The following is a 26,769-nucleotide window of genomic DNA, read 5'->3' as shown; positions in this document are numbered from 1 at the left end:
GCCTTAGCATTATCCAGGAGGCGTCAGCGCAGGCTGGTGCGAATATGGTGAAAGAGCGCGCGGATCGCCTGTGCCTCGCCGCCGCCTGGCGAATGTGGCCGTTCGGACGGAGCCCAACCGTAAATATCGAAATGCGCCCAGCTCTTGGTCTTGCTGACGAAGCGCTTGAGGAAAAGCGCGGCGGTGATCGACCCCGCCATGCCGCCGGCCGGGGCATTCGTCAGGTCGGCGAATTTGGCGCGGACATCTTTTTCGTAGCCAGCATAGAGCGGCAGGCGCCAGATCGGATCATCCGTCTCCAGGCTTGCTTCGGTCAGGTCATGGGCCAGATTGGCATCATCGGTGAAGAAGGGCGGAAGATCCGGACCGAGGGCAACGCGGGCAGCCCCCGTCAGCGTCGCCATGTCGATCAAAAGTTCGGGCTCTTCCTCGTCGGCATAGGCAAGCGCATCGGCCAGGATCAAACGGCCTTCGGCGTCAGTATTGTCGATCTGGACGGTCAGGCCCTTTCGGCTGCAGTAAATGTCACCGGGGCGGAAGGCATTGGAGGAGATGGCGTTTTCGACGACCGGTACGATGACGCGCAGATCGACCTTCAGCTTGGCGTCCATGATCATCAGGGCCAGTCCCATGACATTCGCCGCGCCGCCCATATCCTTCTTCATCAGCAGCATCGAGGCGGCAGGCTTGATGTCGAGACCGCCGGTATCGAAGCACACGCCCTTGCCGACGAGCGTCACCTTGCGATGACCCTTCTTGCCCCAGCGCAGCTCAAGCAGACGCGGCGCGTCAGCGCTGGCGCGGCCGACAGTGTGAACCAGCGGGAAATTTTGGGTGAGCAGTTCATCGCCGGTGATGACCGATAGTTCCGCCTTGTAATGTCCTGCCAGGGCGCGGAAAGCGGCCTCGAGCTGCTCCGGTCCCATGTCGTTCGTCGGTGTATTGATGAGGTCGCGGGCAAGAAAGACGCCGGCGAGCTGGCGCTTGATATCGGCGCCGTCGGCATCGCGGGGGATCATCAAGGTCGCTGCCGACGACTTTTCCGATTTGTAGCGATCGAAACGGTAGCTGCCGAGCCCGAAGCCGAGGGCAAGGCGATTTGCCGTCAGCGGCGCGGTCTCAATGTGCCAGTCGCCGGCGGGCAGCGCACGGGCCAGCCTGCCGGTGATGTAGGGCTGTTCGGACGGGTTGGTCCCCAGGCCGAAAAGCGCACCGCCGAGCTGGCCGTCGGAAGTCGGGATCAGCAAGAGCGAGCCGCTTTCGGCCTTGTAGCCTGCCTTACGCGCCCAATCGAGCGCAATCGGATCGATCGTGCCGGTTTCGATATGGGCAGGGGTGACGGCAAAGATCGGCAGCGTCGAGCCGCCCTTCGTGTTGAAGGGAGTCGGTCTTTCGATGAACTGATAGGGGGCCATGATTGTCCTTCGGCGGTCGTCAGGAATCGTTCCTTAACGGTCTGTTAGGGTTAACAGACTATTGCTGGAGCGAAGATTGCGTCAAACCTTTCCCTGTTCCGCTTCGAGGTCAGGCGCCGATTTCGGAATCAGGAACGCAACATGCCTGCCTCGCGCATCACCATATCCACCAACCGTATCCTGCAGGGCGCAGCAGCTTCGCTGATCATCCTCACTCTTGCCGGCTGCTCGACGACGGCCAAGGACCGGATGACGACAGGCTCGGTGCCGAAGCTTACCAAGCCGGTCGAAGAGATGGATGCGACCGAGCTGCGCTCGGCGACGGACCGGATCGGCCAGGCCTATGAAAAAAACCCGCGCGATCCCGTCAACGGCGTCAACTACGCCAACCTGCTGCGCATGAGCGGCCGCGACGCGCAGGCGCTCGCCGTCATGCAGCAGGTGGCGATCGCCAATCCGGGCGACCGCAATGTGCTGGCCGCCTATGGCAAGGCGCAGGCGGCGGCCGGGCAGTTGCAGCAGGCGCTCGACACGATCGGCCGCGCCCAGACACCCGATCGTCCCGACTGGAGGCTGATCTCGGCCGAAGGCGCAATCCTCGACCAGATGGGCCGGGCAAGCGAGGCCCGGCAGCGCTACCGTGACGCGCTCGACATTCAGCCGAATGAACCTTCCATCCTTTCCAACCTCGGCATGTCCTATGTGCTGACGGGCGATCTGCGCACGGCCGAAACCTATCTGCGCTCCGCCGCCGGCCAGCCGACCGCCGACAGCCGCGTCCGGCAGAATCTTGCCCTCGTCGTCGGCCTTCAAGGGCGTTTTGCAGAAGCCGAACAGATCGCGCGGCGGGAGCTTTCGCCGCAGCAGGCCGATGCCAACGTGGCCTATCTCAAGGGTATGCTCTCGCAGCAGAATTCCTGGCAGAAGCTCGCTGCCAAGGACAAGGCGCCGAGCGCAGCCGGTGACAGCAACACCAACTGACCTCGTCATTTTGCCGGATGACCAGGCCTTCTCCGCCTGATCTACCTGACGCTGAGGCCCGAAAGAATGAGCCGCAGACCAAGACCGCCCATCACCGCACTGGCGGCCCGGTCGATCCAGCCCTTGGCATGGAGATAGAGCCGCCGCGGGTGGCGGGCCGAAAAGGCGAGAGCCACGACCGAATACCACCCCGCCTCCACCGCGAAAACGCCGACCGGCAACGCGACGAGAAGATCGAGCGGCACCGTCCGCGGCAGAAGCGCCGCAAAAAGGCTGGCGTAGACGATGATGGTCTTCGGGTTGCTGAGCTGCGTCAGCAATGCGGTCATGAAGCTGCGAACGGGCGCGCGATGGCCATTGGCGGCATCGGAGAGCTCGATCGGCTTTGCGGCGCCTCGCCAGATAGTGACGGCGATGTAGAGGAGATAAGCACCGCCCGCCACCTTGAGCATCACATAGAGCCATTCGAATTGCGACAGCAATGCAGTCAGACCGGCGAGCGCCAGACCGGCGAAAACGACGCCGCCGGCGCCCATGCCGAATGCGGCCGCAAGTCCATCCAGCCGCGAACGCGAGATGGCGATCCTGGAGACGACGACGAAACTCGGGCCGGGGCTCATCGCGCCGACGACCAAGGCTGCCATGATGCTGATGAAAATGCCTGCGGAAGACATCGGAACCTCTCTTTCGGAATCGGATAGCGCTGGGGCGGTCACTTCCGTGCTTCCGACCCCATCCCGTTTACCAGCTATGCCAGCGCCGGTCACGCGGGTCGAAGTGGCCCCTGCGGTTCAGAACCTATCCGCCACCTGAATGCCGGCCGGGCCGAGAATGACCGCGATCAGCACCGGCAGGAAGAACAGGATCATCGGCACCGTCAGTTTCGGCGGCAGAGCGGCCGCCTTCTTTTCCGCCTCGTTCATCCGCTCGTCGCGTCCTTCCTGGGCGAGAACGCGCAGCGCCTGCGCAACCGGCGTGCCGTAGCGGTCCGCCTGGATCAGCGCCTGGGTCACCGAGCGCACCAGCTCGAGCTGCGTGCGCGCGGCGAGATTATCGAGCGCCACACGGCGATCCGGCAGGAAGGAGAGTTCGGCGGTGGTCAACACCATCTCCTCGGCAAGCGGCGGCGACTGCTCGCCGAGCTCCTCCGACACGCGACGCATCGCCGCCTCCATCGAGATGCCGGATTCGACGCAGATCAGCATCAGGTCCAGCGCATCGGGCCAGGCGCGCTTGATCGAGTACTGTCGCTTGCTCATGCGGTTGGAGATATAGATATTCGGCGCATAAAAGCCGAGATAGGCGATGCCGATGACGGCGAGCATACGCATGGGCATGCCGCGATCAGCAAGGCCGCCGAGACCGAAGACCCAGAAGGCGGCGAGCGCTAGGAAGAGAAAGGGCAGCAGGAAGCGAGCGACGAGAAAGGTATTCAGCGCATTTTCCGAGCGAAAACCGGCGGCGCGCAGCTTGTTGACCGTGTTTTCGTCGACGAGCGCCTTACGCAGATTGAAGCGTTCGACAATCTGGCGGACGGAGCGGTTGTTCTGGTTCCTGAGCGAAGTCTTGCCGGCTCCAGGTTCCGTGTTCATACGGGCGCGTTCGCGGGCGCGGATCTGCTCGCGCTCGGTCGAGACCGCTTTCATGCGCTTGTTGAGATCTCCACGCTCGAAGAAGGGGACGGCGATCGTGTAAAAAGTCGCAAAGACGGCGATCGCGACGAAAACAGCGATCAGCATGCTCGGATTGGTCAGCGTTGCGGCAAGATCCTGCGACATGGTGCTTCTCTCCCGCTAGATGTCGAAATTGACCATGTTGCGCATGACGAGGATGCCGATAGACATCCAGACCGCCGAGGCGCCCATGATGAAATGGCCGCGCGGATCGGTGAAAAGAACGATCATGTAGTTCGGCGAGGTGAGGTAAACGAGGGTCGCGACGATAAAGGGCAGAGCACCGATGATGACGGCCGACGCCTTGGCTTCCATCGACAGTGCCGAGACCTTGGCCTTCATCTTCCTGCGCTCGCGCAGCACCTTTGACAGGTTGCCGATCGCTTCGGAGAGATTGCCGCCGGCCTGAGACTGGATGGCGATGACGATCGCGAAGAAGTTGACTTCCTGGAGCGGCATGTGAAGCGTCATGCGGGCGCAGGCGTCGGGAATGCTGAGGCCAACCTGCTGGGCCTCGATCACCCGGCGAAATTCGCTCTTGACCGGCTCAGTGCCTTCGGTCGCGATAAGGCGGATCGCATCGTTGAGCGGCAATCCCGATTTGATCGAACGGGTGATGACATCGAGCGCATTGGGCAACTCGTTGAGGAACTTGTTCTGGCGGCGCTTGATCAGGAAACCGATGACCCAGCGCGGCAGACCGAGTCCGGCCACGAAAGCGATGCCGATCATGACCATCCACGACGCGCCGATGATGTAAGCCATGAACAGCAGCACCGAAGCGAAAATGGCGCTGAAGAGATAGAACTGCGTCAGCGTGATCGTCAGGCCGGCCTGCACCAGCCGCGATTTCATCGACAGCGTCTTCTTGGTCTTTTCGTTCTGGCGCTTTTCTAGATCCTTCAGGTTGTCCTGCACCGATTTGCGCCGCTTCGACATCTCCTGCACGCGGTCGCGGGCAGCCTTGACCTTGGCGCGGTCGACCTCAGCCGATTTGACACGGTTGATGCGGCTTGCCGATTTCTTGTCGGCCTCGATCCGGGAAAACAACAGGGCATAGGCGACCGCCGCGGCGGATACAGCGGCTAGGACGACGATTGCCAGGACTAGCGGATCGAATCCGAACATCACCCTATTCCTTCGATTTCGCTTCCATCGCGTCGAGGGCAGCGGCCAGGCGCTTTTCCTCGTTGAAGTAACGAGCCCGATCCCAGAAATGCGGTTTGCCGACGCCGGTCGACATGTGCCGGCCGATCAGTCGGCCGCCCGCATCCTCGCCCTCGATCTCGTAGCGCATCAGATCCTGGGTGATGATGACGTCGCCTTCCATGCCGATCACCTCGGTAATCTGGGTGATGCGGCGCGAACCGTCACGCAGGCGTGCCGCCTGGATGATAACGTCGACGGAGGTTGAGATGATCTCGCGGACCGTCTTTGCCGGCAGCGAGAAGCCGCCCATGGCGATCATCGATTCGATACGGCTCAGGCATTCGCGCGGCGTGTTGGCGTGGATCGTGCCCATCGAGCCGTCGTGACCGGTGTTCATCGCCTGCAAGAGGTCGAAGACTTCAGGTCCGCGCACTTCGCCGACGATGATGCGTTCGGGACGCATGCGCAGGCAGTTCTTGACGAGATCGCGCATGGTGATCTCGCCCTCGCCTTCGATATTCGGCGGACGCGTTTCCAAACGCACGACATGCGGCTGCTGCAGCTGCAGTTCCGCCGTGTCCTCGCAGGTGATGACGCGCTCATCCCGGTCGATATAGTTGGTAAGGCAGTTCAGGAGGGTCGTTTTACCGGAGCCCGTGCCGCCTGAGATGATGACGTTGCAGCGCACGCGCCCGATGATCTGCAGCACGGTCGCGCCTTCCGGCGTGATCGCGCCGAAACGGACGAGCTGATCGAGCGTCAGCTTGTCCTTCTTGAACTTGCGGATGGTGAGCGCCGGCCCGTCGATCGACAGCGGCGGCGCGATGACGTTGACGCGCGAGCCATCGGGCAGGCGCGCGTCGCAGATCGGGCTCGATTCATCGACGCGACGGCCGACTTGGCTGACAATGCGCTGGCAGATGGACAGAAGCTGCGCATTGTCGCGGAAGCGGATTTCCGATTCGATCGTCTTGCCGCCGACTTCGATGAAGGTCTGGCCGGCGCCGTTGACCATGATGTCGGCGATGTCGTCGCGCGCCAGCAAGGGCTCCAGCGGACCGTAGCCCAGAACGTCATTGCAGATATCCTCGAGCAGTTCTTCCTGCTCGGAGATCGACATCGCAAAATTCTTGATGGTGATGATGTCGTTGACGATGTCGCGGATTTCCTCGCGCGCGCTCTCGCCATCGAGCTTGGAAAGCTGCGAGAGATCGATCGTGTCGATCAGCGCGGAAAATACCTGCTGTTTGGTATCATAATATTCGTCGGTGCGAACCGGCCGCTTGCGCTGCGGCGCCTGCATCGGCGGCGGCGTCACCTGCTGGCGCAAGGGTTCGCGCTGGGGTTCGACGAGGACGGCAGGAGAAGAAGCCACGGCGGCGGCGGCCGGGGCCGGCGGAGGAGGAGGAGCTATTGCGCCTCCGGCCTTTCCGAAACCTTCGTTTCCGCGTTTTCCAAACATGCCGCTTAATCCGATCTCTTCATTCTACATCTACTTCCGCTTCAGGAGGCCGAGCAGGCCGCCCTTCTTCGCCTTCTTGATGGCGACCCGGCCGGTGACGATGTGCGATATCTGCGAAAAGGTTTCGGCCGTCGGCGACTTCGGATCGACTTCCGAGATCATCCGGCCGCTGTTGGCGGCGTTGCCGAAGAGGTTGATGTCAAAGGGAATGATCGCGATCGGATCGATCTCCAGCGGCTCACAGAAATCCGACGGCGATATCTCCGGACGTTTCGGCATGCCGACCTGATTGAGGATCAGATGCGGCGGCTTGTCATTCGGCCGCATCTTGCGCAGCGCGTCCAGCATGTTTTTGGTGTTGCGCAGGTTGGCAAGGTCGGGAACCGCGGTGATGACCACCTCGTCGACACTCGCCAAAACCGTGCGCGTCCACTCCGACCACGCGTGCGGGACGTCGAGCACGGTGACGGGCGCGCTGCGCTGCAGGACATCGAGCACCGGCTGGAAAGCCTGGCCATCGAAATCATAAGCGCGGTCGAGCAGCGAGGGTGCGGCAAGCAGGGAAAGGTGCTCGGAGCATTTCGTCAGCAGGCGGTCGAGGAAGACCTCGTCGAGCCGATCGGGCGCAAAGACCGCTTCGGCGATGCCCTGTGCCGGATCCTGATCGAAGTCGATATTGGCCGTGCCATAGGGCAGGTCGAGATCGGCGAGGATCGTCTCGGTGGAGAAAAGATTGGAAATACCAAAGGCGCAATTATGCGCTATGGTCGAGGCGCCGGTGCCGCCTTTCGAGCCGATGAAGGCGATGCTGCGGCCGAGCGGCTCGGCTTCCGGATCGACGAAGATCGAGGCCATTGCCGCCAGAATGTCGGGCATGGCGACCGGCTGAACCATATATTCGGAAATGCCGTTGCGGATGAGTTCGCGATAGAGTCCAATATCATTGTAGTAGCCGACGATCACGACCTTGGTGCTGGGGTCGCAGACGGCGGCGAGCGGCGCAAGTTCGCCCAGCAGACTTCCGGAATTGGCTTTGGTCTCGAGGATGATCAGGTTCGGCGTCGGAATGCCGGCAAACATATTGGCGGCAGCGGCTATGCCGCCGCTGGTGATGCGCATGCTCACCTTCGCCATGCGCCGATCATTGGCGCAGCGTTCCATAACATGCTGCAGGGGCTCGCTCTCGCAAAAAGCGTGAACGGAGATGCGCGGCAGCGGCCGCATAGTTTCCAGATCCGCCATGCGCACCGCCTCCTCGGCATGGCGAAGCTCGCTGGGGTTCCTGATTTCGTATTCGATCGTGCTCATCGTCCCGTTCCGCCTCAGAAGCTGCTGTCGCTGCCGGCGACATCCTCGATCGTCGATGTCGTCGTCCGGTATTCCTGGATGGCGTTGTTGCGTCGCTGCGCATCGATCGGGGTCATGCCGCGAGGCGCCACCAGGTCCTCGGGATTGGCGATCTGGGCGGCGAGGTTGTTTTGCGATGCACAGCCGAAATTATAATAATTCTGGTTGGCGAGATCGTTCGAGATATCCTTCGGCCACTGGCCGCATTGCGTGGTGACCGCGGTCGTGCCGGTAAAGCTCAGCCGGATCGGCGCGGCATCGCCGGCACCGGCAGCGGCATAGGAGGTATTGATGATCTTCGAGCTTGCGATCCCTCTCGCCGCCAGTTCGGCACGCACCTGGTTGCGCAGCTGATAGGCGGCCGCGGAATTGGGCGAACCTTCCGGCGACAGGACGTAAACCGGGCCCGAGGCGCGTGATATGTAGTTTGCAGCAAAGCCGCGGATGAGGTCGCGCTGGGCGATGGTCAGGCGGCGGTCGGTCGAGGCGACGGGTATATCCACCGTCTGCTCGGCCTCCGTGACGATGATCGGATGGCGGGCGCGGTAGTCGTCAGGAATCCCGCCTGTCGTCAGCTGGTCATGCGGACCGGCGCATCCGGACAGGATCGCCACCGACATGATCACCGTGGTGAAAAGCGCCCTGGAGTAACCGAGGCGGTGTGTCGTCGCATTGATATGGGCCATCGCCTGATCTCTGTTCTGTGCCATTGCTGCCGACCGTGCCCCGCTCATTTGTAGATGAACCCGATCGAGCCGTGGAACTGCGCGTCGGCGACGGGCGCCTCGCGGCGGCCATAGACCTTGTTCACACGGTTGAGGAAGAAGGTTGCGCCGTCATTCTCAGGGCTGAAATTGTCATCCGGCCGGTTGAGCTGATTGCGCGCCACCGGACGCACCAGGTAGGGGGTCGCGATGATGACGAGCTCGGTTTCCTGGCGCTCGAAGCCCTTCTGGCGGAACAGCGTGCCGAGAAGCGGGATCTTCGAGACGCCGGGCGTGCCGCCCATCGTCTGGGAAACATTGTCGCGGATAAGGCCGGCCAGCGCGATCGAGCCGCCCGAGGGGAGTTCCACCGAGGTCTCCGCCGAACGGCGCTGATAGGTGGCGTTGCCGCTGCCGGCCACCGGCTCGGAGACGTTGGTCTTGATCTCCAGGCTGATGCGCCCGGACGACAGCACGACCGGTTTGAAAGCAAGATTGATGCCGTAGTTGAAGGGAACGACAGTAACGTTGCCGTCGTTGTCGGTCGTCGAATACAGCTGCTGGCCGCCCGAATTGAAGGTCGCCGCCTGGCCGGATATCGCCGTCAACGTCGGCTCTGCAAGCGTCCTGACGACCTTGGCCTGCTCCAGGGCGTTAAGATAAGTCGAAATGTCGTATTTGCCGATCGAGCTCTTGAAGAGCGCCGCCAGGCCGCCGCCGACGGTGGCTGTGGCGCTGTCGGCGCTCGGAGCGCCAAGCTGAGCGACCGTCATGCCGGAGGAATTGGAGACGAGGTTGTCGAAGCCGAGCTGCTTCAGCACCTCGCGGCGAACCTCAGCAATCGTCACCTTGAGGGTGACCTGGTCCTCACCCTGGATCTGCAGCAGGTTGACGACCTGCGACGTCTGGCGGCCTTCGGCGAAGAGCGCCACCGAGCTGTCACCGCCGGTGCCGGATGCCGTCTCGGTTCTCGTCGTCGCTTCGCCGCCCTTCAGGAAGACCTGCGCCAGATCGGCCGCCTGCGTCGCGTCCTGCGGCGTGCGAACGGTGCCGGTCAGCACGATGTTGTCGGAGACGATTTCGACTTTGATGTTGGAGTCGGGAATGAAACGGCGGAGATTGGTTTCGAGGCCGGAAACATCGCGCTCGATCTCGATGTCGAGATTGACGACCTCCTGCCCGCCGGCGCCGAAGACAAAGATATTCGTCTGGCCGACCTTCTTGCCGAACAGGTAGATGCGCCGCGAAGTGCGGGTCACGGCATCAGCCATGGTCGGATCGGAGACCAGGATATCGTGGGCATCCTCCGGCAGATCGACGACGACTGCCTTGTTCAGTCCGAGCTTCAGCCGGCGATGGGCGTCGGGGCCGGTCTGCGAGATGCGGACAAGGCTTTCCGCTGCACGCGCCTCACTGACAGCGAGAAGCGGTCCGAAAGAGGCCGGCGCCATGCCGATCGCGCCGACTGCCAGCGAAAGGCAGCCCGTCAGGAGAAGCTTGGCGCGCCGCGTTGAATTACCCATTTGCACGTCCCTTTACTCCGCCTTCGGCGCTGCGCCGGCATTCGTCACGATAGAGCCCGACTTGATGACCTGAATGATCGCGCTGCCATTGTCGCCACTCAGCAGATAGTCCGCCGCACTGGTGTCCTGCTCCTGCGCATCGGCGACGGAGCGCAGAGCGAGCGAAAGCCGGTCAGCCATCTGCTGGGCAACGGCGAGAACTTTCGTCTGGTCCGGGGTCAGCTCGAGCGTTGCGGTCGTGCCGACCACCGTCTTCGAGCCATCGTCCTTTTCCTGGATCTGCTGGTCGATGGCGAGAACGCGCACATTGCTCAGCACGGTCTCGGTGATGAGCTTGTTGGCCTCGGTACCCTTGCGGACCATGATGACATCGACGCGATCGTTCGGCAGGATGAAACCGCCGGCACCTGTTGCCACGGATATCTCGGTTGCGACGGCGCGTTTGCCGGCCGGCAGCAGCGAGGACAGAATGCGGCTGCTGGAATCGGCGACCTTTTCAGGCCGGATCGGCTCACCTTCGAAGATCGGCAGACGCACGACGGCGCCCTGCAGGTCCTTGATCGCATTCGGCTTGTCGGCTTCGGTGATGAAGCCTTGAACGACGCCGTCCTTCGGCCAGGCCATCCAATGCACCGTGTCATCGCCGAGTCTCGCTCCGACCGGCAAATTTTTGTTCGAGACGAGGATGTTGACGGTGGGTTCTTTCTCGATGACCGACTGCACCCGCGTGACGACGCCACCGCTGCCGGCCATGCGCATTGCCAGGAGCCCGGCTAGGCCGGCTGCCACCACGGCGACAGCGAGAATTATAAGGCGGGCCGGTTTCATCGATCATTCCTCAGGGCACGATATGTTCGCCCTGCAGAATGCTCAGGAATTGGTATAATTATAGTTAATGGAATGCTTACATTTTAAGTTAACGGGCATTTAAAATACGGTTATTTAAAGCTTTCCAGCGCAGCGATGAAGAGCGGCGAGGACGGGAAGGCCATGTAGCCGCCGATCGCGATGGCAATGCCGTAGGGGATCTTCTTGGCGAGCAGCAAAGAGTTCGGCACCGGCAGTCCGATCGCAAGGATGGTATTCGACTGTCCCCTCACCAGCAGAATGAGCAGAGTGATGAGGCCGCCGATAATGCCAACATCGGTCATCAGGAAAAGCAGGGATTCGTTCAGGCCGAACCAGAGCGCGGTGGCAGTCAACAGTTTTGCGTCTCCGCCGCCCATCACGTTGAAGGCAAAGAGAACGAAGCATGCGGTAAAGACGATCGCGCCGGCTGCAAGATGCATGCCGATTGCCTGCAGGCCGAGACCAAAAAACGGCGCCAGTACCAGGAAAGAGACAACTAGGATCAGAGAAATACGGTTCGGAATCGTCATGGTGAACAGATCCGAGAAGGCCGCCATGGCGAGGCAGAGTGGCAGTATTACAAAGACTGCAGCTGCGATCATGCGTAATACCCGATCATAGCAAGATGCGAAAAGGCTCACGGCCGTTCAGCGCGTGAGCCCGCTCGATAGACCAGCCAGATCAGATCCGACCAGAATCAGGAAAGTGCCGCCTCGCGGCACCTGGATTAGTTCGCCTTCGAAGTGGCGTCGTCCATTTTGTTGCTCAAACCTTCGAACGTGTTGCCGATCTTCTCGCCGAGGGTCGTCGCGCCGGTGATGAGTGCTACGGAAATGAGGGCTGCGATCAGGCCGTATTCGATTGCGGTCGCGCCGGATTCGTCCTTCAGAAAACGGCTAAAAAGCTTGGTCATGGGTACTCCTAACTCCAGTTGATGTTCAGCACGTCCGCCAACTGTTGCCGTTGATCGGATGACAGCAATCTAATGAATGGGCGTTTCTATCGGCTTAAGAAAAAGAGTTAACAGCATGTGAAAGCCGCCGGAGGCTCTTGTATGGTAAGCTTTACGCTATTCATTTCGCTCAACATTTAATGATTTTCAGAGGTTAACGAGGGGATTCATCCAGCAATAGCACAGGCGCCGTATCGAGCCGCAATGACGCCGACCGGATCTCGTGCCAAATCAGATCATCCCGTCTCACCGCGAAACAGCGTGGTGGGTTTAAAGCTTCATTCACCATTTTTTCCCATTCTATGCGCCTGTTGCGCTGTGATCGTGAAAGAGGACCAAATGTCATCGAGCGGCAAAACCATTTTCTTTGCCGGCATGATCGCCGTTTCCGGTATTTCGGGAGTTTCCTCGGCCGCAGACGATGACATGCTGCGCGTCTATATGGATCACGCGCGCGTCTTGAAGCTCGACCGCCCCGTCAGCAAGGTCATCGTCGGTAATGCCCAGGTCGCCGACGCGACCGTCGCCGATGCCAAGACCATCGTGCTGACAGGACGCAGCTTCGGCACCACCAATCTGGTCCTTCTGGACGCCGACGGCAATGCAATCCTGGACGAGCGCATCCTTGTATCGATAGACGAGGGCAACACGGTGCGCGTCTACCGGCAGACCGAGCGCTCCGTGCTGTCCTGCACACCCAATTGCGAGCAGCATGCGCAGCAAGCGGCCGCCGGCGCCACATCACCCTGACCGGCCCGGCTCGGATCTTCTGCCATTCGTTAAAATCGTCGTATCGGGCTGAAACGGAAAATCAACGAACGGACCCTAGTGTGGCAGGCAGAGATGTCGCTCGGGTCCAGGCAATGACGGTAGTTGATCAGAAGACGGATGGGGAGCGCGCCTTCGCGCCGGACCGTTTCTCCAAGTTTCGCGCTGTCGCCCGCTCGCGCGACGGCGCAGCGGCGATCGAATTTGCCTTGCTTGCCATCCCCTATTTCCTCGTGATCTTCGCGATCCTCGAAACCTTCATCGCCTTCGCCGCCGAGGAACTCGTCTCCAACGCCGTCGATACGATGAGCCGGCGGATGCGAACCGGGCAGATCACCTACAATCTCGGCCGTACGACTGATATGAGCCGGACGCAATTCCGCCAGGCGTTCTGCAACGAGATCTCGATCCTGATCAGTTGCTCGACAAGCGAAGCCGCAACGCCGAGCAAGCTTTACGTAGATGTGCAGACGTTCGCCACCTTCTCGGCCATTCCGACGACGATCCCCAAAGTTTCCAGTGATCGATATGCCGACATCAACACCGCCGCCTTCAAATATGCGCCTGGCGGCGCCGGCACGATCAACATGCTGCGCGCCTACTATCGATGGGAAATCATCACGGATCTGGTCCGGCCCTATATCACGACCGTCCGTCCGTCCGACGGTTCGATGCCGACGCAATATCTGATTATCGCCACCTCCGCCTTCCAGAACGAGCAGTATCCATAATGGCGATGCGCAACCCGTTCTCCAGACTGGTACAGCAGGCGCGTCGGCTGGCGCGAGAGCGCAAGGGCGCCGGAGCGATCGAATTCGCAATCCTCTTTCCCGTGCTCATCATGCTCTACATCGGCGCTTTCGAGATCACGATCGGCCTCAGCGTCAGCAAGCGCGCTACACGGGCCGCTGGTTCGATTGCCGACCTCGTCACCCAGCAGCAATCCGTCACGAAGAACGCGCTCGCGCAGATGCCGTCGGTCGCAACGGCGATGTTCGTGCCCTACAATTCAACATCGCTGACGCTGAAAATCACCGGAATTTCAATCGACGCCGGCGCCAATGCGAAAGTGCTCTGGTCCTGGGCGCAGGACGGAACGGCGCCTTACGCCAAGAATGGGACGGTGAGCGACGTGCCGGCCGATATGAAGACGGCAAACAGCTTCCTCGTCCGGACCGAGCTCAGCATCCCCTATACGATGTTCCTGTTCGCGCCGAACTTCATGCCGGATGGGATGCGCACGATTACCATCAGCCGCAGTTACTTCTACCGTCAGCGGCAAGGCGACTCGATCCCCTGCGGCGACTGCTGACCGCTTCCCCATCTCGAATTTGCCAAGCCAGGCGCGGCGCTATATGCGTGGGCTTCAGCCTCCGACGGTCCGGAGGCCGGCGATCGGTCCTTTCGGGGGTAAAATGGCGCGCGCCTTTCTTTTCGTTCTCGATTCCTTCGGCGTCGGTGGGGCGCCTGATGCGGCAGCCTATGGCGACGAGGGCGCCGACACACTCGGCCATATTGCCGAATTCTGCGCGGCCGGTGCCGGAGACCGCGCCGGGCTGCGCAGCGGGCCGCTTTCCCTGCCGAACATGTCGGAACTTGGGCTTCTGCACATCGCCCGGGCGGCCTCCGGCCAATTTCCGGCCGGCATGCCCCTGCCGGAAAAGGTCTACGGCATTTATGGCGCGGCCAGCGAAATCTCCCGCGGCAAGGACACGCCATCGGGCCATTGGGAGATCGCGGGGACGCCTGTCAATTTCGATTGGGGATATTTTCCGACGGAAGGCGATGCCTTTCCCCCGGAACTGATCGAGGCATTATGCCGGGAGGGCGACATTCCCGGCATTCTCGGCAATTGCCACGCCTCGGGAACCGAAATCATCGCCAGGCTCGGCGAAGAACATATCCGCACCGGCAAGCCGATCTGCTATACGTCCTCGGATTCGGTCTTTCAGGTAGCGGCGCACGAAGCGCATTTCGGCCTGGACCGGCTGCTTGCCTTCTGCCACACGGCTCGCGCCCTTCTCGATTCCTACAATATCGGCCGCGTCATCGCCCGGCCCTTCATCGGCCAATCCGCCTCCACCTTCCAGCGCACCGGAAACCGGCGTGATTTTTCCGTTCTGCCGCCGGAGCCGACGCTGCTCGACCGGCTGGTCGAGCACAACAGGCACGTGCATGCCGTGGGAAAGATCGGCGACATCTTCGCCCATCAAGGCATTTCCAGAGTCATCAAGGCCACCGGCAACGAGGCGCTGATGGATGCGTCGCTCTCGACAATCGACGCGGCCGAGGACGGCGATCTCGTCTTCACCAATTTTGTCGATTTCGACATGATCTACGGCCATCGTCGCGACGTGCCCGGTTATGCGGCAGCGCTCGAAGCCTTCGATGCCCGTCTGCCTGAGGTCCACAAAAAGCTGAAACCCGGCGACCTCGTCGTGCTGACCGCCGACCATGGCTGCGACCCCACGTGGCGCGGCACGGATCACACGCGCGAGCGCGTGCCGATCATTGCCTACGGCCCCGGCATCCGGTCGCGTTCCATCGGCGTTCGCCGCACCTATGCCGATATCGGCGAAAGCATTGCGCGCCACCTCGGCATCCCCGGCGGAGCGCATGGAAGGAGTTTCCTGTGACATCGCATTTGAAGAAGGTCGAGCTGCACTGCCATCTGGAAGGTGCGGCACCGCCTGTGTTGACAGAGGCGCAGGCGCGGAAATACGGCGTCGACATCAGCGGCGAGCTTCGTGACGGCGCCTATGTCTGGCACGATTTCGCAAGTTTTCTCGAGTGTTACGACAAGGTTTCCGAGGTCTACAGGACGGAGGAGGATTATGCGCTTCTGACCGAAACCTATCTCGATGAACTTGCCGGCATCAACACGATCTACAGCGAACTTATCGTGTCGCCGGACCACGGCAAGCGCATCGGGCTCGGCGCAGATGCCTATATATCGGGCGTCTGTGAAGGCATCCGGCGGGCCAAGGCCAAAAGCGGCATCGAGGCGCGGCTGATCGTCACCGGGGAACGGCATTTCGGTCCTGAAAGCGTGATCGGCGCGGCCGAATATGCGGCAAAGGCCGGCAACCCTTTGATAACAGGCTTCAATCTCGCCGGCGAGGAGCGCATGGGCCGTGTGGCCGATTATATCAGAGCTTTCGACATCGCCCGCGATGCCGGCCTGGGATTGACCATCCATGCCGGCGAGGTCTGCGGCGCCTTCAGCGTTGCCGACGCGCTCGATGCCGTGCGGCCCGCGCGCATCGGCCATGGCGTGCGCGCCATAGAGGATACCGATTTGGTGAAGCGGCTTGCCGATCTCGGCACGGTGCTCGAAGTCTGCCCGGGCTCCAATATCGCACTCAGGGTCTTTCCCGACTTCACCTCGCATCCGCTGCGGCGACTGAAGGAAGCGGGTGTACGGGTGACGATCAGCTCCGACGATCCGCCGTTTTTCCATACATCGCTGAAGCGGGAATACGAGCTTGCCGCCGATGTTTTCGGATTCGCCGATGCAGAAATCAACGCCATGACGCGCACTGCAATCGAGGCTGCCTTCGTCGACGATGAGACGCGTAAGGCGCTGCTTGCCCGCCTTTAAGGCGAGAGGCTGGGGAAGACCGACGCAAATTCGGCTCCACTCTTGCGGTCGAGCCGATTTCCGTGAAAGAAACATTCGATAGAAAGAATGAAAGGCTTCCCCATGGACGGCGTCACGGTCATCGATCACCCGCTTGTGCAGCACAAGCTCACCATCATGCGGCGCAAGGAGACATCGACGGGAAGTTTCCGGCGCCTGCTGCGCGAAATCTCCACGCTGCTCTGTTACGAGGTCACCCGCGATCTCGAATTGACGATGGCGACGATCGAGACGCCGCTGCAAACGATGGACTCGCCGATCCTCGAGGGCAAGAAGCTGGTCTTCGCCTCGATCCTGCGCGCCGGCAACGGGCTGCTCGAAGGCATGCTCGATCTCGTGCCATCCGCCCGCGTCTCGCATATCGGCGTCTATCGCGATCACGAGACGCTGCAGCCGGTCGAATATTACTTCAAGGCGCCAGAGGACGTGGCCGAGCGCCTGATCATCGTCGTCGATCCTATGCTGGCGACCGGCAATTCCTCGATTGCGGCGATCGACAAGCTCAAGGAACGCGGCGCCCACAATATCCGCTTCCTCTGCCTTCTCGCCGCCCCGGAAGGCATCCGCAACTTCCGCGCTGCGCATCCGGATGTTCCGGTCTTCACCGCGGCGATCGACAGCCATCTCAACGAGAAGGGTTACATCATGCCGGGCCTTGGCGATGCCGGCGACCGCATGTACGGCACCAAATAATTTCAGCCTTCCTTTACCAAATCGAAAGGCTTTATGGCCCGGACGGTTCGCTCCGGGCCTTTTTGTTATCGATATTAGCAACTTATCAGGATTTGAGGCTTAGCAAGCTGGAAGCATGAGGCCCTGCATGAAGCGGGGTTTATACAGGAAGGATTTCTGTTTCATGCTCGTGCGTACCGTCATATTCGCCAGCATCGCCGCGGTGCTGGCCACACAGGTACCTTCTCTCGTTGGAAGCGTCAGCCAGCAACCTGCCGACGTTCTCTCCGCCAATTACGTATCTGCCGACGCCCGCCAGTCCGCGGCACCGGCGCCCGCTTCCGGCAATAGTACGATCCGCCTGCAGGCGGATGCGCAGGGCCACTATACCGGCAGCTTCAAGATCAACGGCAAGCCTGTGTTAGGGCTGATCGATACCGGCGCGACCTACGTCGCCCTCAACGAGTCACTCGCCCGCCGGCTCGGCTATGCCGCAAACCAGCTCGACTTCCGCTATGGTGTCAACACGGCAAACGGCCAGACGAAGGCCGCGCATTTGACCCTCGATCGGGTCGAAATCGGCGGCATCCGCGTCCGGAATGTCGAGGCCTTCGTGCTCAGGGACGACGCGCTCACGACCACCCTGGTCGGCATGAGCTTTCTGCAGAAACTCGCCTCCTATTCCGTCGCCGACGGCTCGCTCAGCCTCAAACAGTAAACCGCATCAGACCCGGCCTGCAATGACGCGGGCCAATTCCGGCCTGTCGTCGGCAATGCGATAATGCACGGCAAGGGCCGCAGCAGCTTTTTCCGCCGCGGCTTCGTCGGCAGCGTGAACGACAGCGATCGGATCGCCCGCATTAACTTGGGTGCCAAGCGGCAAGAGGCCGGAGAAGCCGACACGGTGATCGATCCGATCTGCCGGATGCCGGCGGCCGCCGCCGAGATCGATGACGCTGATGCCGATACCGCGCGCGTCGCAGGCGGCAAGCCAGCCGGATCGGGCGGCCGGGACTTCTTTTTCGACCGGCGCCCTGGCCAGGTATCTATCCGAATTCTCGACGAGATCGGCCGGTCCGCCGAGCATGGATACCATACGCCCGAAGCTTTCGGCCGCCTCGCCCGATGACAGCGCGCGGCGCGCCATGCCATTGGCTTCTTCAGAGGAGGCGGCAATGCCCGATTTCACCAGCATCTCGGCGGCGAAGGCAAAAACCACGGTCTCGAGCCGCGTGCCGCTCTTCCTGCCCGCCAGGAACTCCAAACAGTTGCGCATCTCGACCGCATTGCCGGCGCAATCGGCGAGCGGCTCATTCATGTCGGTGATCAGAGCGGAGGTCTTCACGCCGGCTCCGTTGGCCACCTCGACCAAGGAACGCGCCAGCATCTCCGCCTGACGGCGGTCAGCCATGAAGGCGCCGTTGCCGAGCTTGACATCGAGCACCAGCGTCTCAAGCCCGGCCGCGAGCTTCTTCGACAGGATGGAGGCAGTGATGAGCGGAATGGAATCGACGGTGGCGGTGACGTCGCGCACGGCATAAAGCCTGCCGTCGGCAGGCGCCAAGGTTCCGGTCTGGCCTATGATGGCGCATCCCGCCTCCTTCACCACCTTGCCGAAGAGCTCCGCATCAGGGGTGATCGCATAGCCGGGAATGGATTCGAGCTTATCCAGCGTGCCGCCGGTATGGCCGAGGCCGCGCCCTGAAATCATCGGGACGGCGAGGCCGCAGGCAGCGGCGATCGGCGCCAGCATCAGCGAGACGTTATCGCCGACGCCACCGGTCGAATGTTTGTCGGCGATCGGACGGTCGATGCCCGCCCATTGCAGCCTGTCGCCGGAATTGGCCATCGCCAGCGTCAAGGCTACGATTTCCTCGCGTGACATGCCTTTGAACCAGACGGCCATGGCGAAGGCGCCGATCTGGCCTTCGGACAGCTGCCCGGCGGCAAGTGCCGCGATGAAGGCGCTGATATCGGCGGCGTCGAGTTCCTCGCCATCGCGTTTGCGCCGGATGATTTCCTGCGGAATCATCTCAATAGCTCGACGCCGCAGCCGGTGCCGGCTGCGCTCCGCTCAGAACGGCCAGTATGTCGTCGAGCAGGCCGGAAGCGCCGAAGCGGAAGGTCGAGGGCATGGCCCAGTCCGGCGCCATGATGGTTTCGGCAAGGCTGAGATAGAGCGCCGCATCCGCCACCGAGCCGATGCCGCCAGCCGGCTTGAAGCCGACCTTGCGTCCGCTCTCACGAATGGCCCGGATCATGATGTCGGCGGCTTCGAGCGTCGCGTTGACGGCGACCTTGCCGGTCGAGGTCTTGATGAAATCAGCGCCGGCTTCAATAGCGAGTTCGGAGGCACGGCGGATCAAAGCCGCATCCTTCAACTCGCCGGTCTCGATGATCACCTTCAGCAGGACGGGGCCGGCGCATTCGGCGCGCACCGCCTTGACCATGTCTGTCACCGCCTTCTCATCGCCTGATATGAGCTTGCGGTAGGGGATGACCAAATCGATCTCATCGGCGCCATCGGCAATCGCCTCACGGGTTTCGGCGGCAACATCGGCCACTTCCATATCGCCTGCTGGGAAATTGACGACCGTTGCGATCCGCACGGCATGGCCGGCGCCGAGGATGTTGCGGGCATGGGCGACGAAACGCGGCCAGATGCAGATCGCGGCGCTGTTACCGTAGGGCGTCTGCGCGCGGGCGCAGAGCGTATCGATCTGTGCCTCGGTGCAATCGTCCTTCAGATTGGTGAGGTCGAGAAGGGAAAGGGCGACCGCCGCCGTTTCCCGGATTGAATGGCTATTCATTTTCGCTTTCTCCCGCAATCATCTCTTTCAATATGGCGGCGAGACGGGTGCCGCCGACGGGCGCCATGTCCTTGGTTTCTTCATGGCTGAGCTCATTGCCGGTCATGCCCGCTCCATAGTTGGTGATAACGGAAGCGGCCGCAACCCTCAGACCCAGCATTCTTGCGATGATCACCTCCGGCACCGTCGACATGCCGACGGCATCGGCGCCGAGGATGCGCGCCATGCGGACTTCGGCCGGCGTTTCGAAGCTCGGACCGGAAAACCACATATAGACGCCCTGCCCCAGCTCGATCTTGAGTTTTGCCGCCGCCTTCCGCATCGCCGCGGCGAGGCCGGCGTCATAGGCATTGGTCATGCCGACGAAGCGATGGTCGCTTTCCTCGCCGATCAGCGGGTTCATGCCGGAATAGTTGATGTGATCGGTAATCTGCATCACCGAACCGGGCGGCATATCGTCGCGCAGCGATCCGGCCGAATTGGTCAGGATCAGCGCCTCGACGCCGAGCGCCTTCAAGACCTCGATCGGCAGGCGCATGGCGCTGGCATCGCCCTTCTCATAATAATGCACGCGGCCGGAAAGCATGATGACCGGCTTTCCACCGAGGCGGCCGGCGACGACTTCGCCGGCGTGGCCGGAGACGGCGCTGACGGGAAAGCCCGGCAGATCGCGATAGGGAATACGGACGGCGCCTTCCAACTGGCCAACGAGGGAGCCGAGACCAGAGCCGAGCACGATGCCATGGCGCGGCTTGATCGCGCCGAGCAATGCGGCGAGCAGGTCGACCGTCGCCCTCATCCGAGCTCCGTCTCGAAGCTGAAGGGAAGAAGCTCTTCCATTGTCATGGTCTTCTTCACGCCCGCCTCATCGCAGAGATAGATCTTCGTGTCCTTGGCGGCGAATTCGGAGATCTTCTGGCGGCAGCCGCCGCAGGGCGGGCAGAGTGGCAGCTTCTGGGCGATCACGGCCATTTCGACGATCTTCCTGGCGCCACCCATGATCATGGCGCTGATCGCGGTCGGCTCGGCGCACCATCCTTGCGGGAAGGAGAGGTTTTCGATGTTGGCGCCGGTATAGACCTTGCCGTCCTCGGCGCGGATCGCCGCACCGACCGGGAATTTCGAATAGGGCGCATGAGCAAAGGCCATGGCGCCGCGAGCGGCCTCGAACAGGTCGTGGGACATGATCAACGCTCCTTCGTATAGGGCACGCCGCCGGCCTTCGGCGGGATTGCGACGCCGATAAAGCCGGCAAGCAGGATACAGGTCAGGATATAGGGCAGCGCCTGGAAAACCTGGACCGGCACTTCACCGACAAATGGTACCTGCTTGCCCTGCATGAAGTTCGCCAGAGCATCGAGGAAGCCGAAGAGCAGGCAGGCGAACATCACCGGCACCGGCTTCCACTTGGCGAAGACCAGCGCCGCCAGCGCGATATAACCCTTGCCGGCCGACATGTCCTTGATGAAGGCGGCGGACTGGGCGATCGCAAGATAGGTGCCGGAAAAGCCGCAGAGGATGCCGGCGCACATGACGGCGCGGTAGCGCAGCCAGGCAACCGAAATGCCTGCCGTATCGACTGCGCCCGGATTTTCGCCGACGGCACGCAGCCTGAGTCCGAAACGCGTGCGGTAAAGGACCCACCAGGAGAAAGGCACGGCGAGGAAGGCAAGATAGGTGAGGATATTGTTGCCCGATATCACGCTTGCATAGAGCGGACCGATGATCGGTATGTCGTGGACGGCATTGGCGCCCGGCAGGATGATCGGCGCGAAGCGGGCCTCAGGCGCCAGCTGCGGCGTGCGGCCGCCCTGGCCGAACCAGGCTTGGCCGAGCACGATGGTAATGCCGGCGATGAAGAAGTTGATCGCCACGCCCGAGACGATCTGGTTGCCGCGATTGGTGATCGAGGCAAAGCCATGCACCAGGCTGAGTGCCACCGAGCAGATGACGCCGGCGCCGAGGCCCGCCCAGGCCGAACCGGTAAGGTAGGCCACACAGGCGGCGGCGAAGGCCGAGCCCAGCATCTTGCCTTCCAGGCCGATATCGAAGATGCCGGCGCGCTCCGAAAACAGTCCTGCGAGCGCGGTAAAGATCAGCGGAATAGACAGCCTGACCGTCGAGCTCAGGACGTTGATGAAGATGTCGTAGTAATCCATCGTCCGCTCCTCAGGCTCGTTTGAATTGCTGGTAAATGTGCACCATTGCTGGCCGGAACATGTATTCCAGCGCGCCGGCAAAGAGGATCACCAGTCCCTGAATGACCAGGATCATTTCGCGGGTGATATTCGGCATCTCGAAAGAGATCCAGTCGCCGCCCTGGTAAAGGGTGCCGAAAAGGATTGCGGAAAAGATGATGCCGAGCGGATGGTTGCGGCCCATCAGCGACACTGCAATACCGACGAAGCCGGCGCCACCGACGAATTCAACCTGCAGACGGGCGGAAGAGCCCATGACGGGATTGAGCGCCATCATGCCGGCGAGCGCGCCTGAAATCAGCATGGCGATGATGACTATGCGTGCATAGGGTATGCCGGCATAGGCAGCGGCCGTCGAGCTCACGCCGAGTGTACGCATCTCAAAGCCGAGCTTAGTGCGCCAGATGAGGATCCAGACAAACCAGGCGGCAAGGAGGGCGATGATGAAGGAGACGTTGAAGGGCGCTGCGCCCAATTTGGCTCCGAAGATGCTCATGATCCAGCCAAGCTTCGGAAGCTGCCCACCCTCGAGGAAGGTACGGGTTTCCGGCGCCATCTTGCCCGGCACGATCAGCACGTGCACCAGCAGATAGACCATGAGAGCGGCTGCGATGTAATTGAACATGATCGTCGTGATAACGATATGGCTGCCGCGTTTGGCCTGCAGGAAAGCGGGAATGAAGGCCCAGGCCGCACCGAATATCCCGGCGCCGACAATGGCGATCGGCATCGTCACATACCAGGGCACGTAATTGTCGAGCGCAAGCGCCACCAGCGCACAGCCGAGACCGCCAATATAGGCCTGACCTTCAGAGCCGATGTTAAAGAGACCGGCGTGGATGGCAACTGCTACGGAAAGGCCAGTGAAGATGAAACTCGTTGCATAGTAGAGTGTGAAGCCTATGCCTTCGCCGCTGCCGAAGGCACCCTCGATCAGCAGCGAAAGAGCGGCAAGCGGGCTTTCGCCGATCAGCCAGACGACGAAACCCGAGATCAGGAAGGCAACGACGAGGTTTAAAAGCGGGATCAGACCGTAATTGATCCATCTCGGAAGCGGAACGGAAGCAGTGCTCATAAAGGCCTCACGCGGCAATGCCGGCCATCATCAGGCCGAGGGTCTGTTCACCGGCATCGGGCGTCTTCTCACCGACGACATGGCCGGCGAACATGACAAGGATACGGTCGGAAAGGGCGCGGATCTCATCGAGCTCGACGGAGACGAGCAGGATCGCCTTGCCCGCGTCGCGCATCTCGATGATCCGGCGGTGAATGAATTCGATGGCGCCGATATCGACGCCGCGCGTCGGCTGGCCGATGATCAGCATCTTCGGATCGCGTTCGATTTCGCGGGCGACGACGATCTTCTGCTGGTTGCCGCCGGAGAAATTGGCCGTCTTCAGCCGCGGATTCGGCGGGCGGATGTCGTATTTTTCGATCTTCTCCATCGCGTCCTGGCGGATCGCGTCGAGATCGAGCAGCGGCCCTTTGCTGTAGCCCGGACGGCGGTGATAGCCGAGGACGGAGTTTTCATATTCCTCGAATTTCAGCACCAGTCCCATATGGTGCCGGTCCTCGGGAATATGGGCAAGCCCGAGGTCGCGCAGGCGGGCGGGATCGGCCTTGTCGATCGTCTGGCCGTCGAGAAGGATTTCGCCCGAGACGGGCTTCCGGATACCGGCGATCGCCTCCAGCAATTCGGACTGGCCGTTGCCGGCGACACCGGCGATGCCGACTATCTCGCCGGCACGCACCTCGAAGGAGACATTATCGACCATGGTGACGCCGCGATTGTCCTTGACCGTAAGGTTGCGGACAGAGAGCACGGCGGCGCCTGGATTGGCTTCGCCCTTCTGCACGCGCAGCAGCACGCGACGGCCGACCATCAACTCGGCAAGCTCCTCCACCGTCGTTTCCGCCGTCTTGCGGGTGGCGACCATCTCGCCGCGGCGCATGACGGAGACCGTATCGGTGATCGCCATGATCTCGCGCAGCTTATGGGTGATGAGGATGATCGTCTTGCCCTGGTCGCGCAGCACCTTGAGGATGCGGAAGAGGTGGTCGGCTTCAGCCGGCGTCAGCACCCCTGTAGGTTCGTCGAGGATCAGGATCTCGGCGCCGCGATACATGGCTTTCAGGATTTCGACGCGCTGCTGCAGGCCGACCGGGAGCTCTTCGATCAGTGCGTCCGGATCGACCTCGAGGCCGTATTCGGTTTCCAGTCGCTTGAGCTCGGCGCGGGCCGATGCGACGCCTCTCGCCAGCAGCGATCCGCCTTCGGCGCCGAGCATGACGTTCTCGAGCACCGTGAAATTATCGACCAGCATGAAATGCTGGTGCACCATGCCGATGCCGGCGGCGATCGCCGCCTGGCTGTCACGGATGGTGACCGGATTGCCGTTGACGCGGATCTCGCCGCTGTCGGCGTGGTAGAAACCATAGATGATCGACATCAACGTCGATTTGCCGGCGCCGTTTTCACCGATGATGCCGTGGATCGTTCCCTTGGCAACGGTGAGATTGATGTCCTTGTTGGCATGGACGGCACCGAATTTCTTATCGATGCCGACAAGCTCGATAGCGGGCTTATCTGTCACTGCAGGCTCCAAATAAGAAAAGGGCGTATGGCGAAAATCCCCTCCGCCATACGCCCGATCTCGATATTACATCAGGGCGCTGATCACTTCGGGCAAGCGTTGTCCGATGTGTAATCGTGAACCTTGACGGTTCCGGCGATGATATCGGCCTTGGCCTTGTCGACGGCGGCCTGCATTTCCGGCGTGATCAGCGACTTGTTGTTGTCGTCGATCGCGGCGCCAACACCATCTTCCTTGACGCCGAGGGCCTGAACGCCAGCGGTGAACTTGTCGTTCTTGGTGTCGGTGTAGGCGTTGTAGACGGCGAGGTCGACGCGCTTGACCATCGAGGTCAGGACCGAGCCCGGATGCAGATGGTTCTGGTTGGAATCGACGCCGATCGACAGCTTCTTGTTGTCGGCGGCGGTCTGCAGAACACCAAGGCCGGTGGCGCCGGCAGCCGCGTAAATGACATCGGCGCCCTGATCGATCTGGTTCTTGGTGAGCTCGCCGCCACGAACCGGATCGTTCCAGGCAGCGCCTGTGGTGCCGGTCATGTTCTGGAACACCTCGATATCGGCCTTGGCGGCGCGCGCGCCTTGCTCATAGCCGCATTCGAATTTGCGGATCAGCGGAATGTCCATGCCGCCGACGAAGCCGACCTTGCCGGTTTTGGAGGCCATGCCGGCGAGAATGCCGACGAGGTAGGAGCCTTCTTCTTCCTTGTAGACGACCGAGCGGACGTTCGGCTTGTCAACGACGGAGTCGACGATGATGAATTTGGTATCCGGGAATTCGGCTGCGACCTTCTCGATGGCCGAAGTCCAGGCGAAGGAAACGGCAACCACCGGATTGAAACCCCGGCTTGCGAAGTTGCGGATGGCCTGTTCGCCCTGGGTGTCGCCGGTCGGCTCGAAATCGCGATAGGCGATGCCGGTCTCGGCCTTGAACTTCTCGGCGCCGTTATAGGCCGCTTCGTTGAAAGACTTATCGAACTTCCCGCCGGTGCCGTAAACCAGCGCCGGCTTGACATCGGCGGCAAGCGCCGTCGTCGACATGGCAGCCACGGCAAGGAGAGTGAGAAGGGATTTTTTCATTGTGCAGCCCTGTTGTTGCTATTCATTAGGGGTCCTCCCGCAAGCCCTTTTGGGCATGTCTGCGGAACCACCGACCTCCCCCCGGAGGCCTGGCTGCGCGCATCCTTGCATGGCTCACAGAAAAATTCACCAGAAATTTTTCAGGCGGTAAAGATTTGCAGCGATTGCTGAAAATCAGTTCTGTCAGGCTGATTTTTGGACATTTCCGCTGCCGGGATGCAAAATTTCCCGGCAAGCCGACAGCCATGTCGGGATCACCGAAAGACCGGCGGCGACCGAATCTTCGGCCGAGCCGCAGCGGCAAGACCAGCTTGCCTATGCCGTAAAACGGCCGGCCACCGGCGGCTTCTTGTAGCCGACCATCCAAAGAAGCAGCGCGATCACCAGAAAAACCGCAAAGGCCGGCTGGAGCATCAGCCACTGAAAGATGAAGGCATAGAAGCGCGGGTGGATATAGTAGGAAAGCGCGGATTGCAGCGACGTCAGTGTGTCCGGGCTCACATCCTGCCAGGCATCCGACATCGGCGTCATGATCACGGCGGAGGCGGCAACCGATTGGATCGAATCGATGGTCCCGGCAATAACGGCTGCCGCAAGTGCGACAAGACTCGCCAGACGCAACAGGAAACGCATCAATCCCTCCGACGCTTCGATATGCCGGACAATTCCGGCGAGCCCGCGCCATTCTCCACCTTTAGAATTACATAGTCATCGCTGAGGTGAAGCACAATGGGATGGGCCGAGCGGAGTTTTATCAGAAGAAGTCAAAAAACTGTTAGATTTGGGTTGATCGGCAAAAATTCATCGGTATATATCGCGCCGTTCCGACGATTTGCTCCTATCCGGGCGCGAACGCCAAAGGACAGGTGGCCGAGTGGTTTAAGGCGCACGCCTGGAACGCGTGTGTACGTGAAAGCGTACCGAGGGTTCGAATCCCTCTCTGTCCGCCATTTTTC

Annotated in this window: 28 protein-coding genes and 1 tRNA gene; 9 read left to right on the top strand and 20 right to left on the bottom strand. The window is 61.4% G+C overall.

What is annotated here, in order from left to right; translation table 11 throughout:
• Positions 1–23: 23 nt before the first annotated feature.
• Positions 24–1,415, bottom strand: coding sequence for a leucyl aminopeptidase family protein (locus NMA58_RS21375; RefSeq protein WP_434711839.1), 1,392 nt, complete (start codon positions 1,413–1,415; stop codon positions 24–26).
• A 141-nt stretch (positions 1,416–1,556) separates the two neighbouring features.
• On the opposite strand from NMA58_RS21375, the gene NMA58_RS21370 reads away from it, so the two are divergent.
• A complete protein-coding gene (locus NMA58_RS21370; protein WP_434711838.1) occupies positions 1,557–2,396 on the top strand; it encodes a tetratricopeptide repeat protein in 840 nt (279 codons plus the stop codon).
• 41 nt (positions 2,397–2,437) lie between these two features.
• On the opposite strand, the gene NMA58_RS21365 is transcribed toward NMA58_RS21370, so the two are convergent.
• The 10 genes from NMA58_RS21365 to NMA58_RS21320 all read right to left on the bottom strand — a co-directional run bounded on the left by NMA58_RS21365 (position 2,438) and on the right by NMA58_RS21320 (position 12,016).
• A complete protein-coding gene (locus NMA58_RS21365; protein ID WP_434711837.1) occupies positions 2,438–3,070 on the bottom strand; it encodes a LysE family translocator in 633 nt (210 codons plus the stop codon).
• Positions 3,071–3,187: 117 nt separating this feature from the next.
• Positions 3,188–4,174, bottom strand: a complete 987-nt coding sequence (locus NMA58_RS21360) for a type II secretion system F family protein (RefSeq protein ID WP_434711836.1) — start codon at positions 4,172–4,174, stop codon at positions 3,188–3,190.
• A 15-nt stretch (positions 4,175–4,189) separates the two neighbouring features.
• A complete protein-coding gene (locus tag NMA58_RS21355) occupies positions 4,190–5,197 on the bottom strand; it encodes a type II secretion system F family protein (protein ID WP_430958135.1) in 1,008 nt (335 codons plus the stop codon).
• Between the two features lie 4 nt (positions 5,198–5,201).
• On the bottom strand, positions 5,202–6,680 hold the full coding sequence (locus NMA58_RS21350) for a CpaF family protein (protein WP_430958134.1): 1,479 nt from the start codon (positions 6,678–6,680) through the stop codon (positions 5,202–5,204).
• Between the two features lie 30 nt (positions 6,681–6,710).
• Positions 6,711–7,988, bottom strand: a complete 1,278-nt coding sequence (locus NMA58_RS21345; protein WP_434711835.1) for an AAA family ATPase — start codon at positions 7,986–7,988, stop codon at positions 6,711–6,713.
• A 14-nt stretch (positions 7,989–8,002) separates the two neighbouring features.
• Entirely contained in the window at positions 8,003–8,761 is a 759-nt protein-coding gene (locus NMA58_RS21340) for a CpaD family pilus assembly protein (protein ID WP_430958132.1), read from the bottom strand.
• The gene (locus NMA58_RS21335) at positions 8,758–10,254 is read right to left on the bottom strand and encodes a type II and III secretion system protein family protein (RefSeq protein WP_430958131.1); all 1,497 of its coding nucleotides are present in this window, start codon (positions 10,252–10,254) and stop codon (positions 8,758–8,760) included. The genes NMA58_RS21340 and NMA58_RS21335 overlap by 4 nt, the downstream gene beginning before the upstream one ends.
• A gap of 12 nt (positions 10,255–10,266) precedes the next feature.
• The gene (gene cpaB / locus NMA58_RS21330) at positions 10,267–11,082 is read right to left on the bottom strand and encodes a Flp pilus assembly protein CpaB (protein ID WP_434711834.1); all 816 of its coding nucleotides are present in this window, start codon (positions 11,080–11,082) and stop codon (positions 10,267–10,269) included.
• Positions 11,083–11,192: 110 nt separating this feature from the next.
• Positions 11,193–11,705 carry an A24 family peptidase gene (locus tag NMA58_RS21325; protein WP_434711833.1) on the bottom strand — a complete coding sequence of 171 codons (513 nt, stop codon included), beginning with the start codon at positions 11,703–11,705 and terminating at the stop codon, positions 11,193–11,195.
• A 125-nt stretch (positions 11,706–11,830) separates the two neighbouring features.
• Positions 11,831–12,016 carry a Flp family type IVb pilin gene (locus NMA58_RS21320; protein WP_434711832.1) on the bottom strand — a complete coding sequence of 62 codons (186 nt, stop codon included), beginning with the start codon at positions 12,014–12,016 and terminating at the stop codon, positions 11,831–11,833.
• A gap of 378 nt (positions 12,017–12,394) precedes the next feature.
• Here NMA58_RS21320 and NMA58_RS21315 point away from each other — a divergent pair, with 378 nt between their 5' ends.
• The 7 genes from NMA58_RS21315 to NMA58_RS21285 all read left to right on the top strand — a co-directional run bounded on the left by NMA58_RS21315 (position 12,395) and on the right by NMA58_RS21285 (position 17,853).
• Positions 12,395–12,805 (top strand): pilus assembly protein N-terminal domain-containing protein, encoded by a 411-nt coding sequence (locus NMA58_RS21315; RefSeq protein WP_020920118.1) that lies wholly within the window; start codon positions 12,395–12,397, stop codon positions 12,803–12,805.
• A gap of 113 nt (positions 12,806–12,918) precedes the next feature.
• Positions 12,919–13,554: a TadE/TadG family type IV pilus assembly protein gene (locus tag NMA58_RS21310; RefSeq protein ID WP_434711831.1), complete on the top strand. Its 636-nt coding sequence runs from the start codon at positions 12,919–12,921 to the stop codon at positions 13,552–13,554.
• A complete protein-coding gene (locus NMA58_RS21305) occupies positions 13,554–14,135 on the top strand; it encodes a TadE/TadG family type IV pilus assembly protein (protein ID WP_434711830.1) in 582 nt (193 codons plus the stop codon). The genes NMA58_RS21310 and NMA58_RS21305 overlap by 1 nt, the downstream gene beginning before the upstream one ends.
• Before the next feature lie 103 nt (positions 14,136–14,238).
• A complete protein-coding gene (locus NMA58_RS21300; RefSeq protein WP_434711829.1) occupies positions 14,239–15,459 on the top strand; it encodes a phosphopentomutase in 1,221 nt (406 codons plus the stop codon).
• Positions 15,456–16,424 carry an adenosine deaminase gene (locus NMA58_RS21295; RefSeq protein ID WP_434711828.1) on the top strand — a complete coding sequence of 323 codons (969 nt, stop codon included), beginning with the start codon at positions 15,456–15,458 and terminating at the stop codon, positions 16,422–16,424. Before NMA58_RS21300 ends, NMA58_RS21295 begins: the two co-directional genes overlap by 4 nt.
• 102 nt (positions 16,425–16,526) lie before the next feature.
• Entirely contained in the window at positions 16,527–17,156 is a 630-nt protein-coding gene (gene upp / locus NMA58_RS21290) for a uracil phosphoribosyltransferase (RefSeq protein WP_020920114.1), read from the top strand.
• A gap of 127 nt (positions 17,157–17,283) precedes the next feature.
• Complete coding sequence (locus NMA58_RS21285) at positions 17,284–17,853, top strand: TIGR02281 family clan AA aspartic protease (RefSeq protein WP_434711827.1); 570 nt, start codon at positions 17,284–17,286, stop codon at positions 17,851–17,853.
• A gap of 6 nt (positions 17,854–17,859) precedes the next feature.
• On the opposite strand, the gene deoA is transcribed toward NMA58_RS21285, so the two are convergent.
• From deoA to NMA58_RS21240, 9 genes are all read right to left on the bottom strand, one after another.
• Positions 17,860–19,167, bottom strand: a complete 1,308-nt coding sequence (gene deoA, locus NMA58_RS21280) for a thymidine phosphorylase (protein WP_434711826.1) — start codon at positions 19,165–19,167, stop codon at positions 17,860–17,862.
• A 1-nt stretch (position 19,168) separates the two neighbouring features.
• Complete coding sequence (gene deoC / locus NMA58_RS21275; RefSeq protein ID WP_434711825.1) at positions 19,169–19,945, bottom strand: deoxyribose-phosphate aldolase; 777 nt, start codon at positions 19,943–19,945, stop codon at positions 19,169–19,171.
• The gene (locus NMA58_RS21270; protein ID WP_434711824.1) at positions 19,938–20,744 is read right to left on the bottom strand and encodes a purine-nucleoside phosphorylase; all 807 of its coding nucleotides are present in this window, start codon (positions 20,742–20,744) and stop codon (positions 19,938–19,940) included. The genes deoC and NMA58_RS21270 overlap by 8 nt, the downstream gene beginning before the upstream one ends.
• A complete protein-coding gene (locus tag NMA58_RS21265; protein WP_097600402.1) occupies positions 20,741–21,130 on the bottom strand; it encodes a cytidine deaminase in 390 nt (129 codons plus the stop codon). The genes NMA58_RS21270 and NMA58_RS21265 overlap by 4 nt, the downstream gene beginning before the upstream one ends.
• A 2-nt stretch (positions 21,131–21,132) precedes the next feature.
• Positions 21,133–22,104 carry an ABC transporter permease gene (locus NMA58_RS21260; protein WP_434711823.1) on the bottom strand — a complete coding sequence of 324 codons (972 nt, stop codon included), beginning with the start codon at positions 22,102–22,104 and terminating at the stop codon, positions 21,133–21,135.
• 10 nt (positions 22,105–22,114) lie between these two features.
• The gene (locus NMA58_RS21255) at positions 22,115–23,218 is read right to left on the bottom strand and encodes an ABC transporter permease (protein WP_085776576.1); all 1,104 of its coding nucleotides are present in this window, start codon (positions 23,216–23,218) and stop codon (positions 22,115–22,117) included.
• 7 nt (positions 23,219–23,225) lie between these two features.
• Positions 23,226–24,737 (bottom strand): ABC transporter ATP-binding protein, encoded by a 1,512-nt coding sequence (locus NMA58_RS21250; RefSeq protein WP_183700763.1) that lies wholly within the window; start codon positions 24,735–24,737, stop codon positions 23,226–23,228.
• Between the two features lie 83 nt (positions 24,738–24,820).
• Entirely contained in the window at positions 24,821–25,813 is a 993-nt protein-coding gene (locus NMA58_RS21245) for a BMP family lipoprotein (protein WP_085776574.1), read from the bottom strand.
• A 315-nt stretch (positions 25,814–26,128) separates the two neighbouring features.
• Positions 26,129–26,446: a hypothetical protein gene (locus NMA58_RS21240; protein WP_085776573.1), complete on the bottom strand. Its 318-nt coding sequence runs from the start codon at positions 26,444–26,446 to the stop codon at positions 26,129–26,131.
• Positions 26,447–26,673: 227 nt separating this feature from the next.
• On the opposite strand from NMA58_RS21240, the gene NMA58_RS21235 reads away from it, so the two are divergent.
• Positions 26,674–26,763 (top strand) — tRNA-Ser (locus NMA58_RS21235).
• Positions 26,764–26,769: the final 6 nt, after the last annotated feature.

This window comes from Rhizobium sp. YTUHZ045, from assembly GCF_051124255.1.
In the GTDB taxonomy this organism is placed as follows: domain Bacteria; phylum Pseudomonadota; class Alphaproteobacteria; order Rhizobiales; family Rhizobiaceae; genus Rhizobium.
This window is presented reverse-complemented; position numbering and strand designations above follow the sequence as displayed.

Excerpts from the sequence above, each read along its gene's own strand:
- NMA58_RS21375 (WP_434711839.1), bottom strand. The coding sequence starts at position 1,415 with ATGGCCCCCTATCAGTTCATCGAAAGACCGACTCCCTTCAACACGAAG.
- NMA58_RS21370 (WP_434711838.1), top strand. The coding sequence starts at position 1,557 with ATGCCTGCCTCGCGCATCACCATATCCACCAACCGTATCCTGCAGGGC.
- NMA58_RS21365 (WP_434711837.1), bottom strand. The coding sequence starts at position 3,070 with ATGTCTTCCGCAGGCATTTTCATCAGCATCATGGCAGCCTTGGTCGTC.
- NMA58_RS21360 (WP_434711836.1), bottom strand. The coding sequence starts at position 4,174 with ATGTCGCAGGATCTTGCCGCAACGCTGACCAATCCGAGCATGCTGATC.
- NMA58_RS21355 (WP_430958135.1), bottom strand. The coding sequence starts at position 5,197 with ATGTTCGGATTCGATCCGCTAGTCCTGGCAATCGTCGTCCTAGCCGCT.
- NMA58_RS21350 (WP_430958134.1), bottom strand. The coding sequence starts at position 6,680 with ATGTTTGGAAAACGCGGAAACGAAGGTTTCGGAAAGGCCGGAGGCGCA.
- NMA58_RS21345 (WP_434711835.1), bottom strand. The coding sequence starts at position 7,988 with ATGAGCACGATCGAATACGAAATCAGGAACCCCAGCGAGCTTCGCCAT.
- NMA58_RS21340 (WP_430958132.1), bottom strand. The coding sequence starts at position 8,761 with ATGAGCGGGGCACGGTCGGCAGCAATGGCACAGAACAGAGATCAGGCG.
- NMA58_RS21335 (WP_430958131.1), bottom strand. The coding sequence starts at position 10,254 with ATGGGTAATTCAACGCGGCGCGCCAAGCTTCTCCTGACGGGCTGCCTT.
- cpaB (WP_434711834.1), bottom strand. The coding sequence starts at position 11,082 with ATGAAACCGGCCCGCCTTATAATTCTCGCTGTCGCCGTGGTGGCAGCC.
- NMA58_RS21325 (WP_434711833.1), bottom strand. The coding sequence starts at position 11,705 with ATGATCGCAGCTGCAGTCTTTGTAATACTGCCACTCTGCCTCGCCATG.
- NMA58_RS21320 (WP_434711832.1), bottom strand. The coding sequence starts at position 12,016 with ATGACCAAGCTTTTTAGCCGTTTTCTGAAGGACGAATCCGGCGCGACC.
- NMA58_RS21315 (WP_020920118.1), top strand. The coding sequence starts at position 12,395 with ATGTCATCGAGCGGCAAAACCATTTTCTTTGCCGGCATGATCGCCGTT.
- NMA58_RS21310 (WP_434711831.1), top strand. The coding sequence starts at position 12,919 with ATGACGGTAGTTGATCAGAAGACGGATGGGGAGCGCGCCTTCGCGCCG.
- NMA58_RS21305 (WP_434711830.1), top strand. The coding sequence starts at position 13,554 with ATGGCGATGCGCAACCCGTTCTCCAGACTGGTACAGCAGGCGCGTCGG.
- NMA58_RS21300 (WP_434711829.1), top strand. The coding sequence starts at position 14,239 with ATGGCGCGCGCCTTTCTTTTCGTTCTCGATTCCTTCGGCGTCGGTGGG.
- upp (WP_020920114.1), top strand. The coding sequence starts at position 16,527 with ATGGACGGCGTCACGGTCATCGATCACCCGCTTGTGCAGCACAAGCTC.
- NMA58_RS21285 (WP_434711827.1), top strand. The coding sequence starts at position 17,284 with ATGAAGCGGGGTTTATACAGGAAGGATTTCTGTTTCATGCTCGTGCGT.
- deoA (WP_434711826.1), bottom strand. The coding sequence starts at position 19,167 with ATGATTCCGCAGGAAATCATCCGGCGCAAACGCGATGGCGAGGAACTC.
- deoC (WP_434711825.1), bottom strand. The coding sequence starts at position 19,945 with ATGAATAGCCATTCAATCCGGGAAACGGCGGCGGTCGCCCTTTCCCTT.
- NMA58_RS21270 (WP_434711824.1), bottom strand. The coding sequence starts at position 20,744 with ATGAGGGCGACGGTCGACCTGCTCGCCGCATTGCTCGGCGCGATCAAG.
- NMA58_RS21265 (WP_097600402.1), bottom strand. The coding sequence starts at position 21,130 with ATGTCCCACGACCTGTTCGAGGCCGCTCGCGGCGCCATGGCCTTTGCT.
- NMA58_RS21260 (WP_434711823.1), bottom strand. The coding sequence starts at position 22,104 with ATGGATTACTACGACATCTTCATCAACGTCCTGAGCTCGACGGTCAGG.
- NMA58_RS21255 (WP_085776576.1), bottom strand. The coding sequence starts at position 23,218 with ATGAGCACTGCTTCCGTTCCGCTTCCGAGATGGATCAATTACGGTCTG.
- NMA58_RS21245 (WP_085776574.1), bottom strand. The coding sequence starts at position 25,813 with ATGAAAAAATCCCTTCTCACTCTCCTTGCCGTGGCTGCCATGTCGACG.
- NMA58_RS21240 (WP_085776573.1), bottom strand. The coding sequence starts at position 26,446 with ATGCGTTTCCTGTTGCGTCTGGCGAGTCTTGTCGCACTTGCGGCAGCC.